Origin of the sequence: Alkalithermobacter paradoxus, assembly GCA_002029295.1 — a bacterium.
Classification (GTDB): domain Bacteria; phylum Bacillota; class Clostridia; order Peptostreptococcales; family Peptostreptococcaceae; genus Alkalithermobacter; species Alkalithermobacter paradoxus.
This window is the reverse complement of the sequence record MZGW01000011.1, coordinates 30646-47247: the sequence shown is the minus strand read 5'-3', so window position 1 is coordinate 47247 and position 16602 is coordinate 30646. Positions and strand designations below refer to the sequence as shown.

General features: G+C 33.7%; 17 protein-coding genes. All 17 read right to left on the bottom strand.

Going from position 1 to position 16602, the window contains the following annotated elements; all coding sequences use genetic code 11:
* Window positions 1-276: 276 nt before the first annotated feature.
* Window positions 277-441 carry a hypothetical protein gene (locus CLOTH_RS10640; protein WP_158080502.1) on the bottom strand — a complete coding sequence of 55 codons (165 nt, stop codon included), beginning with the start codon at window positions 439-441 and terminating at the stop codon, window positions 277-279.
* 189 nt (window positions 442-630) lie between these two features.
* Entirely contained in the window at window positions 631-2121 is a 1491-nt protein-coding gene (gene lysS, locus CLOTH_RS09680; RefSeq protein WP_079413535.1) for a lysine--tRNA ligase, read from the bottom strand.
* Window positions 2118-2615, bottom strand: coding sequence for a transcription elongation factor GreA (gene greA, locus CLOTH_RS09675; protein WP_079413533.1), 498 nt, complete (start codon window positions 2613-2615; stop codon window positions 2118-2120). Before greA ends, lysS begins: the two co-directional genes overlap by 4 nt.
* 68 nt (window positions 2616-2683) lie before the next feature.
* A complete protein-coding gene (gene dusB, locus CLOTH_RS09670) occupies window positions 2684-3661 on the bottom strand; it encodes a tRNA dihydrouridine synthase DusB (protein WP_079413539.1) in 978 nt (325 codons plus the stop codon).
* Window positions 3662-3703: 42 nt separating this feature from the next.
* Complete coding sequence (locus CLOTH_RS09665) at window positions 3704-4474, bottom strand: type III pantothenate kinase (RefSeq protein WP_079413531.1); 771 nt, start codon at window positions 4472-4474, stop codon at window positions 3704-3706.
* Between the two features lie 15 nt (window positions 4475-4489).
* Window positions 4490-5074, bottom strand: coding sequence for an ECF transporter S component (locus CLOTH_RS09660; RefSeq protein WP_079413529.1), 585 nt, complete (start codon window positions 5072-5074; stop codon window positions 4490-4492).
* Window positions 5075-5247: 173 nt separating this feature from the next.
* The gene (locus tag CLOTH_RS09655; protein WP_079413527.1) at window positions 5248-6213 is read right to left on the bottom strand and encodes a P1 family peptidase; all 966 of its coding nucleotides are present in this window, start codon (window positions 6211-6213) and stop codon (window positions 5248-5250) included.
* Complete coding sequence (locus CLOTH_RS09650) at window positions 6206-7180, bottom strand: biotin--[acetyl-CoA-carboxylase] ligase (protein WP_079413525.1); 975 nt, start codon at window positions 7178-7180, stop codon at window positions 6206-6208. The genes CLOTH_RS09655 and CLOTH_RS09650 overlap by 8 nt, the downstream gene beginning before the upstream one ends.
* A 68-nt stretch (window positions 7181-7248) precedes the next feature.
* Window positions 7249-8460: a sodium ion-translocating decarboxylase subunit beta gene (locus CLOTH_RS09645; RefSeq protein WP_079413523.1), complete on the bottom strand. Its 1212-nt coding sequence runs from the start codon at window positions 8458-8460 to the stop codon at window positions 7249-7251.
* Between the two features lie 27 nt (window positions 8461-8487).
* Window positions 8488-8874, bottom strand: a complete 387-nt coding sequence (locus CLOTH_RS09640; protein WP_331722080.1) for a biotin/lipoyl-containing protein — start codon at window positions 8872-8874, stop codon at window positions 8488-8490.
* A gap of 18 nt (window positions 8875-8892) precedes the next feature.
* Window positions 8893-9285, bottom strand: a complete 393-nt coding sequence (locus tag CLOTH_RS09635) for an OadG family protein (RefSeq protein WP_079413521.1) — start codon at window positions 9283-9285, stop codon at window positions 8893-8895.
* Between the two features lie 20 nt (window positions 9286-9305).
* Window positions 9306-10853 carry a methylmalonyl-CoA decarboxylase subunit alpha gene (gene mmdA, locus CLOTH_RS09630; RefSeq protein ID WP_079413519.1) on the bottom strand — a complete coding sequence of 516 codons (1548 nt, stop codon included), beginning with the start codon at window positions 10851-10853 and terminating at the stop codon, window positions 9306-9308.
* A 12-nt stretch (window positions 10854-10865) separates the two neighbouring features.
* Window positions 10866-11270, bottom strand: coding sequence for a methylmalonyl-CoA epimerase (gene mce, locus CLOTH_RS09625; RefSeq protein ID WP_079413517.1), 405 nt, complete (start codon window positions 11268-11270; stop codon window positions 10866-10868).
* Window positions 11271-11273: 3 nt separating this feature from the next.
* On the bottom strand, window positions 11274-12212 hold the full coding sequence (gene meaB, locus CLOTH_RS09620; protein WP_079413515.1) for a methylmalonyl Co-A mutase-associated GTPase MeaB: 939 nt from the start codon (window positions 12210-12212) through the stop codon (window positions 11274-11276).
* Window positions 12213-12290: 78 nt separating this feature from the next.
* Window positions 12291-12692, bottom strand: a complete 402-nt coding sequence (locus CLOTH_RS09615) for a cobalamin B12-binding domain-containing protein (protein ID WP_079413513.1) — start codon at window positions 12690-12692, stop codon at window positions 12291-12293.
* Between the two features lie 43 nt (window positions 12693-12735).
* Window positions 12736-14412, bottom strand: a complete 1677-nt coding sequence (locus tag CLOTH_RS09610; protein WP_079413511.1) for an acyl-CoA mutase large subunit family protein — start codon at window positions 14410-14412, stop codon at window positions 12736-12738.
* A gap of 328 nt (window positions 14413-14740) precedes the next feature.
* Window positions 14741-16600 (bottom strand): ATP-dependent zinc metalloprotease FtsH, encoded by a 1860-nt coding sequence (ftsH, locus tag CLOTH_RS09605; RefSeq protein ID WP_079413509.1) that lies wholly within the window; start codon window positions 16598-16600, stop codon window positions 14741-14743.
* Between the last annotated feature and the right edge of the window lie 2 nt (window positions 16601-16602).

Genomic DNA, 16602 nt, shown 5'->3' with positions numbered 1-16602 from the left:
TTAGGCACGCCGCCAGCGTTCATCCTGAGCCAGGATCAAACTCTCAAAAATAATTTGGCTCATATGAGCTGACTTTATGGTTAATTGAATTACTATTCGTCTGCTGTTTAGTTTTCAAAGTTCATTTCGTTTGTCTTAGCGACAAGTAATAATATATCATTTATTTTTCTTAATGTCAACAAGTTTTTTCTCAATGTTTTGTTTTTTTCTTGTCTCTCGTCAACATGTAATACTATATCATTTCATTTTATTATTGTCAACAGTTTGTCCTAAAAATTATTTTGCAATCTTATATTCTTCATAATAGTTAGGTGTGCTAACCCTTCTAGTTCTAATAGTTTTCTTAACTTTAAAATCTGATACCGCACTCACATAGAAAAACATCATAAGCTGTGCAACAAGTAGCAGTATTGAAATTAAACATATCCAATTTAGTATCATTTTAAATAGTTCCCCCTAATTTTTGTAAATTGCCCCTACTACAAATTATAAACGGTTTTGAATAAAAGTCAATTAATTTCATTTTAACCAATATATATATTATTTTGTATTCTACTTTATACCTATTTTATCCTTTTTTATTTTCACAATATTTAAAAAGAACCTAGAGATATCTCTAGGTTCCTATATTTAATCTTCTTTATTATCAACAATAGGTTTCATAGTAGGGAAAAGTATTACATCTCTTATAGATGGCGAGTCAGTTAAAAGCATCATAACTCTATCCATACCTATTCCAAGTCCTCCCGTTGGCGGAAGTCCTACTTCTAATGCATTTAGGAAGTCCTCGTCAAGCATTTGAGCTTCTTCATCTCCTAGTTCTCTTTGTCTTAATTGGTCCATAAATCTTCCTTTTTGGTCTATTGGATCATTAAGCTCAGAGAATGCATTAGCTATCTCCCAAGTATTTACAAATGCCTCAAATCTATTAGTTATACTTGGGTCATCTGGATTACGCTTAGCAAGAGGAGATACTTCCACTGGATGATGTGTTATAAATGTTGGCTGAACAAGATGCTTTTCTGCATATTCTTCAAATAAAGCATTTATAACATGCCCTCTTTTCATTTCAGGAGTTATTTCTATATGTTTTTGCTTTGCAACTTCTAATGCTTCTTCATCAGTTTTTATATTATCGAAATCTACTCCTGCATATTCCTTAACAGCTTCTTGCATGCTCATTCTCTTCCATGGAGGAGTAAGATCTATTTCTTTTCCTTGATATGTTATTTTCGTAGTTCCTAACGCCTTTTCTGCCATATATGCAACTACATTTTCAGTAATTTTCATCATTTCTTCATAGTCAGCGTATGCTTGATAAAGTTCTATAGCAGTATATTCTGGGTTATGTTTTATTGACATTCCTTCATTCCTAAACATTCTTCCCATTTCATACACTTTATCAAATCCACCAACTATAAGTCTTTTTAGGTATAACTCATTTGCTATTCTAAGATACATATCTATATCTAGTGTATTATGGTGAGTTATAAATGGCCTTGCCGAAGCTCCACCAGCTATTGTATTTAGTATCGGTGTATCAACTTCTAAGAATCCTCTTTCATCTAGATACTCTCTTATAGCTTTTATAGCTTTATTTCTTATAATAAATGCTTTCTTAACTTCTGGATTTACTATAAGGTCAACATATCTTTGTCTATATCTTAAATCTTGATCTTTAAGTCCATGCCATTTCTCTGGTAAGATTTGAAGTGATTTAGTAAGCAGTGTAACTTCGTTAGCTTTTACAGATATCTCACCTTTTTGAGTTTTGAAAACCTCTCCTTTAATACCTACTATATCTCCTATATCATATGTAACAAATAAATTGTAATCTTCTTCATTTAATCTATCTTTTCTAACATATGATTGTATTCTTCCTTCTTGGTCCTGAACATCTATAAATCCAGCTTTACCTTGAATTCTTTTGCTCATTATACGTCCAGCTATAGATACTTCTTTTCCTTCTAAATCTTCAAAGTTTTGTTTTATATCTTGGCTATAATGAGATACATCATATTTTTCAATTTTGAAAGGGTCCTTTCCCATTTCTTGAAGTTTAGCAAGTTTTTCTCTTCTTATCCTCAACATCTCATTGAGGTTTAATTCTTCGTTTATCATTTCGTACCTCCAGATTGTCTTCTTATATCTAATATCTCAAATTTAGCAATTCCATCTGGAACTTGAACTTCAACTATATCTCCAGCTTTTCTTCCAAGTAATGCTTTTCCTACAGGAGATTCATTTGAAATTTTAAATTCGTATGGATCTGCTTCTGCTGCACCAACCATAGTGTATTCTAACTCTTCATCGTAATCTAAGTCCTTAACTTTAACTATAGAACCTATCATAACAACGCTTGCATCTATGTTACTTTCATCTATTATAACCGCGTTTCTTAACATATTTTCAAGCTTTATTATTCTTTCTTCAAGTTGTGCTTGCTCATTTTTAGCTTCATCATACTCTGCATTCTCAGATATATCCCCGAAAGATATAGCAACTTTAATTCTTTCTGCAACTTCTTTTCTTCTTACTGTTTTTAGAAATTCAAGTTCATTTTCTATCTTCTTATAACCTTCTTCAGTTAATAGTATTTGCTTTTTATTTTCCATTCCCACATCGCTCCTCTAAAAATTATACAAAAATTTTTATCTAATTTTGTTCGCTATATTATAAATTACTATTCAGACTCTGTCAAGGACTCTTTCAAATAAGTATTAAGCTTTTGTAGTACTTCATTATAATCTGTTATTCTATTTATCTCATCTCTAACTTTTGAAGATCCCTTGAGCCCTTTTAAATACCAACCAATATGCTTTCTCATTTCTCTTATACCTACATACTCACCTTTTTCTTTTATATCCATATTTAAGTGCCTAATAGCCATTGTAACTCTTTCTTCTAATGTAGGTTTAGGTAGTAATTCATTGTTTTTTAGAAAATGAGCAACTCTTTTAAATATCCAAGGATTTCCCTGTGATCCTCTTCCTATCATTACAGCATCACAATTAGTTTCTTTTATCATGTCTAGTGCATCTTCAGCTTCAAATATATCCCCATTTCCTATTACAGGTATACTTACTGCTTCTTTTACTTTTCTTATTATATCCCAATCTGCTTTTCCTGAGTAAAATTGCTCTCTTGTTCTTCCATGTATGGCTATAGCACTTACTCCACAGTCCTGTGCTATTTTTGCAATTTCTACTGCATTTACGTTATTTTCGTCCCAGCCTTTTCTTATTTTTACACTTACAGGCTTTTGAGAATTCTTTACAACTTCTTTTAGTATTTCTTCTACAAGCTTAGGATTTTTCATTAGGGCTGATCCATCTCCATTTTTTACTACCTTAGGAGCAGGACATCCCATATTTATATCTAGTATTTCATTTTTATAATCGTTTAATATATATGCAGCCTTTGCCATAAATTCTACTTCAGATCCAAATATCTGTACAGATACAGGATGCTCTCTTTCATCTATTTTAAGCATAGATTTTGTTTTTTCATCATCGTAACAAAGAGCTTTTGCATTTATCATTTCAGTATACAAAAGTCCGCATCCCATTTCCTTGCATAGTAATCTGAAGGAAAGGTCTGTAACTCCTGCCATAGGAGCTAAAAATACATTGTTTTCAAGTCTTACATTTCCAATATTCATGCAATCACCTTCCATAATACAAAAGCCAGGTTTCCCCTGGCTTTATTCTTTATTCATATCGTGAATAAGTCTTAGTCCTTCTAGTGTCAAATCTTTATCTACATAATCTATGGATTTACTTTCACTAAATATAAGACTTGCTAGTCCCCCTGTTGCAATAACTTTAACGTTTTTGTTTTTTAGTTCTTTTTTCATCATATTGACTATATTGTCTACAAGTCCTGCATATCCATATATTATACCTGCTTGCATAGCAGATACTGTGTTTTTACATATTACCATTTCAGGTTTTATAAGTTCAACTCTCGGAAGTTTAGATGCTTTTTGAAACAGTGCTTCACTAGAAATCTTTATACCCGGTGATATTGTTCCACCTAGATACTCTCCGTTTTGAGATATCGCACAAAATGTAGTAGCTGTTCCAAAATCAACAACTATAATAGGGCCTCCATATTTATCGTATGCAGCTACAGCATTTACTATTCTATCTGCTCCTACTTGTTTTGGATTGTCATATTTGATGTTTATTCCTGTTTTTATTCCAGGTCCTACTACCATAGGCTCTTTGCCGCAATATTTTCTAGCAAAGTTTTCTAAAGAATGCATTACATTTGGAACTACAGATGATATTATAACGTCATCTATTAATTCTAATTCTAGATTTTCATATCTAAATAACTGTCTTATAAGCATTCCATATTCATCAGATGTTTTGTCTTTGTCAGTACTGATTCTCCAGTCTTTTATAAGTTTTTTTCCATCATAAACGCCTACCACAATATTTGTATTTCCGACATCAAACACTAATAACATATTTTTACCTTCTTTCTATCTTTTAGTAAGTTTAAGTCCCCTTACTACACCTGTAACAATTATTGTTGCAACTATCATTTCTGGTATACCGTTAGTTATTCCTATTCCTAATATTATTTTTCCGGCACTTGTAGGATCTGCTCCTATTTTCTCAACAAATCTAGCTCCATATAACATATATATCATAGAAAGTACACCTACAGTATTTGTAAGCGTTCCTAATGCAGCTGCAGACGCTATTGATACAGTTTCATTTTTTGTAGTTTTTCTTAAAGCAGTATAAGCATAATACGAAGTAATTCCTATAAGTATCCTTGGAAGTATAGAAACTAAAGGATTCCAGAACACAAACGAAACCGGAGTAGGCGTTGTTATACTTCTTATTAAACTAAACACACCAAATATCAAACCTACCATAATTCCTGCAATTGGCCCTTCTAGTATCGCCCCAATTATAACAGGTATATGCATTATCGTTGCGTTTACAGCTCCAACAGGTATAATTCCAAGTGGAGTCATTCCTAATATCGCAGATATTGCCCCTAACATTCCTATAGTTGTAATTTTCCTAATTCCAAAAGCTTTTCTTGATTCAATCATAATTGCACCTCCGCTCCAGCTCACTAGGATGCTGGTCATTAAAATTATATATTCTCGTTTGCAATAGTCAGGCTCTGTCTGATGCCAGCTACAACGATTTTATTTTAGCAATATTATATATAAGTTTCAACTAAATTTTTGTACACAATACTCATTATGTTTCTTATGAAACGTTATAATTTTCTGAAAATGTCTTTGTACGAAAGTATATCTTGCACACTCTCACTATTTTTAACAGCACTTATTATACTTTTTTCTACAACATCTGCTGCAAGTGTTCCTAGTAAATTTATGTCACATTCTACTTTACCTGTTGCTAAAGTGAATATAGTATCTCCATCGTACATTGTGTGTATTGGAGATATTGCTCTTGCATATCCATCATGTGCCATTTGAGATACTTTAGTAGCTTCAGTTTTATTTATTTTTGCATTGGTTATGACTATTCCTATTGTTGTATTAGTTATTTCAAATCCTCCAGATTTTATTCCTTTTTTCATTACTTCATTAGTATTAGCAAAGCTCTTTTTATCACTTGTAAGAGCCCCTGCTATTATATTCCCATTTTCATATATGTCTCCAAATGGATTTGCAGCTACCAACGCACCTACAATAAGTCCGTTTTCTAAACTTATACAATAGCTTCCTATTCCTGATTTTGTAGCATTTAAAGGTCCATTTATTTTGCCAGCAGTAGCTCCACACCCGGCACCATAATTACCTAAATTTAAAATATCTTTATTTGCCAGTTTGCAAGCGTTGTATCCCATATCAAAATCAGGTCTTACTCTATAATCTCCTATATGAAGATCAAATAGTACTGCACTTGCAACTATAGGTACTTTAGTTACTCCAACGTCAAATCCTATATTATTTTCTTCTAGGTATTTCATAACACCACAAGATGCATCAAGTCCAAATGCAGATCCACCTGATAATACTACAGCATGAACTTTATCAACTAAGTTTAGTGGATTTAGAAGATCTGTTTCCCTAGTTCCTGGGGCTGAACCTCTAATATCAACTCCGCAAACAGCTCCATTTTCACAAATTACAACAGTACATCCTGTAAGTGCATTCGTATCTTGTGCTTGTCCAATCTTTATTCCTTCAATATCTAATATACTTTTATTACACATAGCCATTTTCTCCTCTTATAGATACTTCTCCAGATACTAGTTCTTCACTAGACCCGTCTTCATATTCAACTATTAGATTTCCATTTTTATTTATATCTATTCCCCTTGCTTTTCTTCTTTTATCACCTTTTATTACATAAATATCCTTTCCTATTATTGCTGAATATGTTTTGCACATGTTAGCTATTTTTTCTATGTCGTTATTGCTTACATAATCTGTATAAAATTCTTCAAACTTTTCTAGTATACGGCTTAATATATCTAATCTATTTAAGCTATATCCTTCTTTTAAAATAGATGTAGCCATATTTTCTATATCATTTGGAAAGTCTAAAGTCTTAACGTTCATTCCTATACCTACTACTATGTGATCTATTCTATCTATCTCAATACTCATTTCTGTTAGTATTCCACATATTTTTTTATTATTTATAAGTATATCATTAGGCCACTTTATAGAAGATTTAACACCTAATTCATTTAGTGCAATTACAACGCTCAATCCTGCTATTTGAGTTATTATAGGTGCATGATATGGAGGAATATCTGGCTTTAGTATAATACTTAGCCATATCCCATCTCCTTTTATAGAGTGCCATACCTTGCCCATCCTACCTCTTCCTTTTGTTTGTTCTTCTGATAGGATTATTGTTCCTTCTTCACTTTCTTTAGCTATTTTCTTTGCATGATCATTGGTTGATCCTATAGTTTCAAAACATAAAATTTTCTTACCTATTATATTTGTATTTAATTTACTTTTTATTACTTCAGATACAAATAGATCTGGATATTGATTAAGTCTATAGCCTTTTTTAGTTACTGATTCTATCTCATAACCTTCCTCTTTTATACTTTTAATGTGCTTCCACACAGCACTTCTAGATATTCCAAGTTTTTCTGATATATATTCTCCTGATATAAATTCTCCTTTTGCTTCTAAAAGAAGTTTTAGTATTTTATCTTTCAATGCAATCCCTCTTTCACAGTTTTATATATCTTTAATATATCAAAAAAAGACGGCTAATGCCGTCTTTTTTATCCGAATAATGCTAAAAGTACTCCTGCTGCTACTGCTGAACCTATAACTCCTGCAACGTTAGGTCCCATAGCGTGCATTAATAAGAAGTTTGATGGATTAGCTTCTTGTCCTACTTTACTAGCAACCCTAGCTGCCATAGGAACTGCAGAAACCCCTGCTGCACCCATTAATGGATTTATTGGGTCTTTTAAGAACTTGTTTAATACTTTGGCAAGTACTACTCCAGATCCTGTTCCTACTCCGAATGCAACAATTCCAAGTACTATTATTTTAAGTGTTTCAGATACTAAGAAGTATTCCGCTTTAGCTGTAGCTCCAACAGATACCCCTAAGAATATAGTTACTATATTTATAAGCTCATTTGTAGCTGTCTTTGATAGTCTATCAGTTACTCCCGATTCCTTAAATAAGTTTCCAAGCATTAGCATACCTATTAAAGTAGCTGCTGAAGGAAGTAGTAATGATACTAATATTGTAACAAGTATAGGGAACACTATCTTCTCTTTCTTTGAAACAACTCTTAACTGCTTCATTACTATTTGTCTTTCTTTTTCCGTTGTAAGTGCCTTCATTATAGGAGGCTGTATTATAGGTACAAGTGCCATATAAGAGTATGCTGCAACAGCTATAGGTCCAAGTAATTCAGGCTTTAGCTGTGTAGTTAAAAATATAGCTGTAGGACCATCAGCTCCTCCTATTATACCTATAGCAGATGCTGCCTGAGCATCAAATCCTAAAAGTATAGCCCCTAAGAATGTGAAGAATATTCCAAACTGTGCTGCTGCACCAAGTAATAAACTCTTTGGATTTGCAATTAAAGGACCAAAGTCTGTCATAGCCCCTACCCCTAAGAATATAAGAGGTGGGAATATACCAAGCTTATTTCCTTGGTATAGGTAGTGAATTAATCCTCCAGGAATATTAGTTATATATCTTGCATTAAACAATCCGTTTTGTGCATTTATGGCTGCTTCCTGTGTTTGTATAGCTTGAAACTGAAGTGAAGTATCTGGATAATCCATAACCCCCGCTAAAGGAAGATTAGTAAGAAGCATTCCAAATGCTATCGGAACCAATAGTAATGGTTCAAATCCTCTACCTATAGCTAGGTAAAGAAGTATGCACGAAACTATTATCATCACTAGCTGCTGCCATGTCATCGCAGCAAATCCGGTATTTTGTAAAAACTCAACTATAATTTGTCCCATGGGTGCATCACCTTTCCTTTATTTTGTTTAGCTTAAAGATACTAGTACGTCTCCTGCATTTACTGATGCACCTTTAGTAACATTTACAGAAGCTACTACTCCATCTTGAGAAGCCATTATCTCATTTTCCATTTTCATCGCTTCAAGTATAACTAAAACTTGTCCTTTTGTAACTTTGTCTCCTTCTTTTACTCTTACATCATTTATAGTTCCAGGCATTGGAGCTGTTATTGTAGTTGCTCCTGCAGGCGCCGCTTTTGGTGCTGCTGGTGCTGCCTTTGGTGCAGGTGCCGCTTTTGGTGCTGCTGGTGCAGGTGCTGTAGGTCTTGGAGTAGCTACCCCTCCTTCTTTTATTTCCTCAACTTCAACATCATAAGTAACTCCATTTACTGTAACATTAAACTTTTTAATCATGGTATTATCCTCCTAGTATTAGTGTATATTTTTCATCTGTTCTATTCTTCCAGCTTTTGCCCAAGCTGGATCTACTGAATTAGTTCTTATTATATTTCTCACTATTATGTTGCTAGTAGAAGTTCCCAAAGATTCTGCTATTGCACTACTTATAACAGCTATAAGCTCTTTGTCATCAGCTTCTTCTACCACTTCTTCTACTTGTTGTGTAACTACTTCATTAACTTTAACAGTTTCTTTTTCTGCTAACATTTTAGTCATGAGATTAACCGTAAACAATAACAAAATAAGAACTACTGCAACTATAACCATAGCAAGAACTGTCGCTACTAGTCCCCCAGTAAGTCTTTCCATCCAACTTAGGGAAGCTATATCAGTACTCATTCTTTCTAACAAAGTTGATAAATCCATATATTTTCACTCCCTTAGGCCTATAGAGGTATGTTTCCGTGCTTCTTAGATGGTCTGCTGTCACGTTTAGACTGAAGCATATCAAGTGCATCGCAAAGTCTAATTCTAGTAAGTGCTGGCTCTATAACATCATCAACAAATCCTCTTTCTGCTGCTTTATATGGAGTTGCAAATTCAGATTTGTACTCTTCTATTTTCTGAGCTCTCATTGCTTGAGGATCCTCTGCATCTTTGATTTCATTTCTAAATATTATGTTTGCAGCTCCTTCAGGACCCATAACTGCAATTTCTGCACTTGGCCATGCATACACCATATCTGCTCCTAAATCTTTAGAGCACATCGCAAGGTAAGCTCCACCATATGCCTTTCTAGTTATTAATGTTATTTTAGGAACTGTAGCCTCGCTATAAGCATAAAGCATTTTAGCTCCATGTCTTATAATACCGCCATATTCTTGTGAAGTCCCTGGTAAGAATCCTGGAACGTCAACAAAGTTTATTATAGGTATATTGAATGCATCACAAGTTCTAATAAATCTAGATGATTTATCAGATGCATTTATATCTAAACATCCAGCCATAAACATAGGTTGGTTTGCTATTATTCCAACAGATTGTCCATTTATTCTAGCAAATCCTGTTATGATATTTTTTGCAAAGTGTGGTTGAACTTCGAAAAAGTCAGCATTATCAACTATACTTTCTATAACTTTCTTCATATCATAAGGTTTGTTAGACCCTTCTGGAATTATAGTGTTTAAATCTTCTATTATTTTGTTTGCATCATCTTCGCTATCAAATAAAGGTGCTTTTTCCATATTATTTGATGGTAAGAAGCTTATAAGTCTTCTAATGTCAGCTATACACTCCTCGTCATTTGAAGATATGAACTGAGCAACTCCTGATGTAGTATTGTGAGTCATTGCTCCACCAAGGTCTTCAGCTGAAACTTCTTCCCCAGTAACTGTTTTTATAACTTGTGGTCCTGTTATAAACATTTGACTTGTTTTATCAACCATGAATATGAAATCTGTAAGAGCTGGAGAGTATACTGCTCCTCCTGCACAAGGTCCCATTATAGCTGATATTTGAGGTATTACCCCTGATGATATTGTGTTTTTGTAGAATATTCTACCGTATCCTGATAATGCATCTACTGCTTCTTGGATTCTAGCTCCACCTGAATCATTAAGACCAACTATTGGTGCACCCATAGTTAAAGCAAGGTCCATAACTTTTTCTATTTTCTTTGCATGCATTTCACCTAAAGACCCACCAACAACTGTAAAGTCTTGTGCGAATGCATAAACTAATCTTCCATCTACTTTACCGTATCCAGTAACAACACCTTCAGCTGGTGCGTCAACTTTCTCCATTCCAAAGTTTGTACATCTGTGCTTAACAAATGCATCTATTTCTACAAAAGTACTTTCATCAAATAGAAGGTTTAACCTTTCTCTTGCTGTAAGTTTTCCTGCGCTATGTTGCTTTTCTATTCTTTTTTGACCACCGCCAAGTTCTATAGCTTTTCTTTTTTCCCTTAGTGCTTCTAATTTTTCTAAAGACATATTTGCTACCTCCTATTTTCTTTCGCTCAGTTCTAGAAGTATACCACTTGTACTCTTTGGATGACAGAAAGCAATTTTTGCATTTCCAGCTCCATATCTTGGTTTTTCATCAATCATTTTTATTCCTTTTTCTTTCATTTCTTCTATAGCATTTTCTATATTATCTACTCTTAAAGCTATATGCTGTATTCCTTCACCTTTTTTCTCAATGAATTTCGCTATTGGACCATCTTCTGATGTAGATTCTAAAAGTTCTATTTCTGTATCTCCAACTGGTAAGAAAGCAACCTTAACTTTTTGTTCCTCAACAACTTCAGTTCCCTCACATTTTATTCCAAGAACTTCTTCATAAAACTTTAGAGCTTCATCTAAGTTTTTAACTGCAATTCCTATATGATCTACTTTAGTAACATTCATTTTCTACATCTCCTTTACTAATTTTTTAATTATATTTTCACTTATTGTGTACGGGTCCATTTCTTTTGTCATTGTCTTTTGTAATAATTCTTCCATTTGAGACGATTCTTCTATGTATTTTATTTTTTTCTGTATTTGTCTATATACAATCTCATTTATTTCAATTTTATTTCTTTCAAGTCTTCTTTGGTATAAACTCCCAGTACTTTCTAGGTGTTTTCTATGTTTTTTTATATTTTCTATAAGCTCATCTATTCCTTTATTTTCTTGGGCTATAGCCATACTTACAGGTGGTCTAAAATCCCAGTCTTTCTTAAAGTCTAATGTCATCTCTATTTCAAGAGCAGTTCTTTTCGCTCCATCTTTATCAGCTTTATTAACAACAAATATATCTCCTATTTCCATAACACCGGCTTTTATAGCTTGTATATCGTCTCCAAGACCCGGAACCATAGTCATTACTGTAGTGTCAGCACTTTTAACTATATCTACTTCAGACTGTCCTACTCCAACAGTCTCTACTAATATATAATCACATCCGAAAGCATCAAGTACTTTTATAGCTCCTTGAGTTGCCTTTGATAATCCCCCAAGATGACCTCTAGTACCCATAGATCTTATGAATACTCCTTTATCGAGCATTATATCTGACATTCTTATTCTATCTCCAAGTATTGCACCTTTTGTGAAAGGGCTTGTTGGATCTATAGCTATTACCCCGACCTTATTGCCTTCTTTTCTCAAGGCTTTTACTATCTGATTTGTAAGTGTAGATTTTCCAGCACCTGGTGGTCCTGTTATTCCGACTACATACGCTCTTTGAGTATATTTATAGATACTTCTTAATAGATCTAAATATCCTTCTTCTTCATTTTCTATAAGTGTTATAGCTCTAGCGCAAGCTCTTTTATTTCCATTTAATAGGCTTTCTATTATATCCATATTATCCCGCCTTAGAAACTATTAGTTAGAACAAATTCTTTCCTTAGAAATGTATTCCTTGCCCCTTAGGGCAAGGTATTATTTTCTTTTTATATTTGCTTTAATAAACTCTATAGTGTCTCCAGTAGGTGTTCCTGGCGTAAATATTTCTGCTATTCCATTTTCCTTTAAGAAAGGTATATCATCATCTGGAATAACTCCTCCACCTATTATAAGGATATCATCAGCAACACCTTCTTCTTTTAGAAGCTGCACAACTTTCGGAAGTAAAGTGTTGTGCGCACCTGATAATATACTCATAGCTACAACGTCAACATCCTCTTGTACTGCTGCTGCAACTATTTGTTCTGGAGTTTGTCTAAGCCCTGTATAAATAACTTCCATTCCTGCATCTCTTAAGGCTCTAGCAATTACCTTAGCTCCTCTGTCATGACCATCAAGGCCAGGCTTTGCAACTAATACTCTTATAGGTCTATCCATTATATTTCCTCCTCAATTAGATGGATTTTAACTTTTGTTTTTTTTATAATTGTACAGATTGTTTGTATTCACCAAATACTTCTCTCATTACTCCACAGATTTCTCCAAGTGTAGCATAAGACTTAACTGCATCTAATATATATGGCATTAAGTTTTCATCTGATTGACAAGCTTTTCTTAACTTCTCAAGGTTTTCGTTAACTAAGTTGTTATCTCTTTCAGCTCTTAACTTAGCTAATTTTTGTTTTTGTAGTTCTCCAACAGATGGATCAACTTTTAATAGGCCTTTCGGTGCTTCTTCTTGTATTTGGAACTTATTCATACCAACTATTATTCTCTTATTGTCTTCGATTTCTCTTTGGTATTTGTAAGCTGCATCCATTATTTCTTGTTGGATATATCCTTTATCTATAGCTTTTGGAGCTCCACCCATTTCATCGATCTTTTTGATGTACTCCATAGCTTTTTCTTCTATTTCTTTTGTCTTAGCTTCAATATAGTATGATCCTGCTAGTGGGTCTACAGTATCTGCAACTCCACTTTCATAAGCTACTATTTGTTGAGTTCTAAGAGCTATTCTAACTGATTCTTCTGTTGGAAGAGCAAGTGCTTCATCTTTTGAGTTAGTGTGAAGTGATTGAGTTCCTCCAAGTACAGCTGCAAGCGTTTGTATAGCAACACGAACTATGTTGTTGTCTGGCTGCTGAGCTGTTAGTGTAGATCCTCCTGTTTGAGTATGGAATTTAAGTGCCATAGATTTAGGATCTTTAGCTTTGAATCTTTCTTTCATTATTCTTGCCCAAAGTCTTCTTGCGGCTCTATATTTTGCTACTTCTTCTAAAAGGTCATTATGTGCATTAAAGAAGAATGAAAGTCTAGGAGCAAATACGTCAACATCAAGTCCTGCTTTGATTGCAGCTTCAACGTATGCTATACCATCAGCTAATGTAAATCCTACCTCTTGAGCAGCTGTTGATCCTGCTTCTCTGATGTGGTATCCAGAAATACTTATTGTATTCCATTGTGGAACTTCTTTTGAACAGTATTCAAATATATTAGTTATAAGTCTCATAGATGGCTCTGTTGGGAATATATATGTTCCACGAGCTATGTATTCTTTTAATATGTCATTTTGAATAGTACCTCTTAACTTATCTGCACTTACACCTTGCTTTTCTGCAACTGCTATGTACATAGCAAGAAGTACTGCTGCTGGTGCATTTATAGTCATAGATGTAGAAACTTTATCAAGTGGTATACCATCAAATAATATTTCCATATCTGCAAGAGAGTCTATTGCAACCCCTACTTTTCCAACTTCACCTTCTGCTAGTGGATGATCTGAGTCATATCCTATTTGTGTTGGAAGGTCCATTGCAACTGAAAGTCCCATAGATCCTTGCTCTATTAAGTATTTGTAACGCTTATTTGATTCTTCAGCCGTTGCAAATCCAGCGTACATTCTCATTGTCCAAAGTCTACCTCTGTACATATTAGGTTGAACTCCTCTTGTGTAAGGGTAGCTTCCTGGCATTCCTAAGTCATTCATATAATCAAAGTTTTCAATATCAAGTGGTGTGTAAAGGGCATTTACAGTTTCTCCTGATCCACTTTCAAATACATCTTTTCTTTCTGGACGTTTCTCAAGTGATCTTTGCATCTTTTCATTGTACTTTTCTACGTTTTCTTGAATTGCACTTAACTTTTCCTTTTCAAACATGTAAAGTTTCCTCCCTAATTTAGAATCTCATCTTTTGAAGCTAACAGATTGGATTTCGTTTTATGAAATTTACATTTCAAAAAATTTCATTTTTGACATTAAAGTTGCATATATTCCTTTTCTACATTTTTGGTGAAAATCCTTCTTTATTTTTGTATTTTTTAAATTTTCATTTTTTTCTCCAACCTTGAATATTTTCCATACTATTATAACACTTTTGGTATAATTTATCTAGAAAACGTTTTTACAGTATATAAAAAAGTCTTTCTTTGAAAGATTAAATTCATAACGGAAATTATAAAAAAAGACTGAGAATTTCTTCTCAGTCTTAGCTTAGTTCATCATCTTGTTTTGTTATTGCTTCTTCCTCTAAAGGAAGTTCTCCTTTGAATGCCTTCTCAAATTGATCAGCATCTAGTGTTTCATATTTTAGTAGAGCTTTAGCTACTAAGTGTAAGCTAGTTATATTATCTTGTAGCAATTTTGTAGCCATTTCATAAGCTTCATCTACTATTCTTTTTATTTCTTTATCTATTTGAGATGCTACTTCTTCTGAGTAGTTTCTCTTTGTTGTTAAATCTCTTCCTAAGAATACTTCATCAGAAGAATCACCAAATGTCATAGGCCCAAGTCTACTCATTCCATATTTTGTTACCATAGCTCTAGCTGTATGTGATACTCTTTCAAGGTCATTTTGTGCTCCTGTTGATATATCTTCAAGAACAAGTTCTTCAGCTATTCTACCACCAAGAAGTACTATTAGATTTTCTTTCATTTGAGTCTTTGTAGCATAGTACTTATCTTCTTTAGGAAGCTGCATAGTAAATCCTCCTGCTCTTCCTCTTGGTATTATAGTAACTTGATGTACTGGATCTGCAGTAGGTAAAAGTTTAGCAGCTACAGCGTGACCCGCTTCGTGATATGCTGTTAACTTTCTTTCTTTTTCACTAATAACTCTAGACTTTTTAGCAGGTCCTGCTATCACCTTAGTTATAGCTTCCTCTATAGTATCCATTTCTATTTTATTCTGTCTTTTTCTAGCCGTAAGTATAGCAGCTTCATTCATAAGATTTTCTATATCTGCTGGAGTAAATCCAGGAGTTCTTCTTGCTAATACTTTTAAATCAACATCTGGAGATAGTGGTTTTGATTTTGAGTGAACTTTAAGTATTTGTTCTCTTCCTTTTACATCAGGAGGTCCAACAGTTACTTCTCTATCAAATCTACCTGGACGTAAAAGTGCTGGATCTAGAATGTCTGGTCTGTTTGTTGCAGCCATTATTATAATGCCTTCATTAACTCCAAAACCATCCATTTCAACAAGCAATTGGTTTAGAGTTTGCTCTCTTTCATCATGTCCTCCACCAAGACCTGCTCCTCTTTTTCTACCTACAGCATCAATCTCATCTATAAATATTATACATGGTGCGTTTTTCTTTGCTTGTTCGAATAAATCTCTTACCCTAGATGCTCCAACTCCTACGAACATCTCAACAAAGTCTGAACCACTTATACTAAAAAATGGTACTCCTGCTTCTCCAGCTACAGCTTTTGAAAGATATGTCTTTCCTGTTCCTGGAGGTCCTACCATTAGAATTCCCTTAGGGATTCTAGCTCCAAGCTCTATATATTTCTTAGGATTTTTAAGAAAATCTACAACTTCTTGAAGTTCTTCTTTTTCTTCATTTAATCCTGCAACATCGTCAAATGTAACTTTATTTTTTTCATCTCCTTTATGCATTTTGGCTCTTGATTTACCAAAATTCATAACTCTACTTCCTCCACCTTGTGATTGTTGCATAAACACAAACCAAAATACTATAAATATAAGTATCATGAATATAGATGGAAGTATCTCAAAGAACCAAGGAGTTGCAGGTTCTGGATCACCACTTAAAACTAATTTTCCTTTCGAAACTTGCTCTAGTAAAAGGTCTGAAATATTTTCCTTACTTACTGGATAAGGAAGATAAGATCTGAAGTTTTGTCCTGTACTTTTTATTTTTCCTTCAATAACCTCGTTAGTAAAGTGAATTTCGGCTACGTCCTCTTGCTCTATTTTTTGATAAACTTGAGAAAAATCAAGCTGTATAACCTCCTGTGCAGGCTTTCCATAGAACTGGACAATAGACACTATTATTATGAATATTAATAAGTAAAAACTTGCTCCTCTAAAAAATTTCTTCAAAA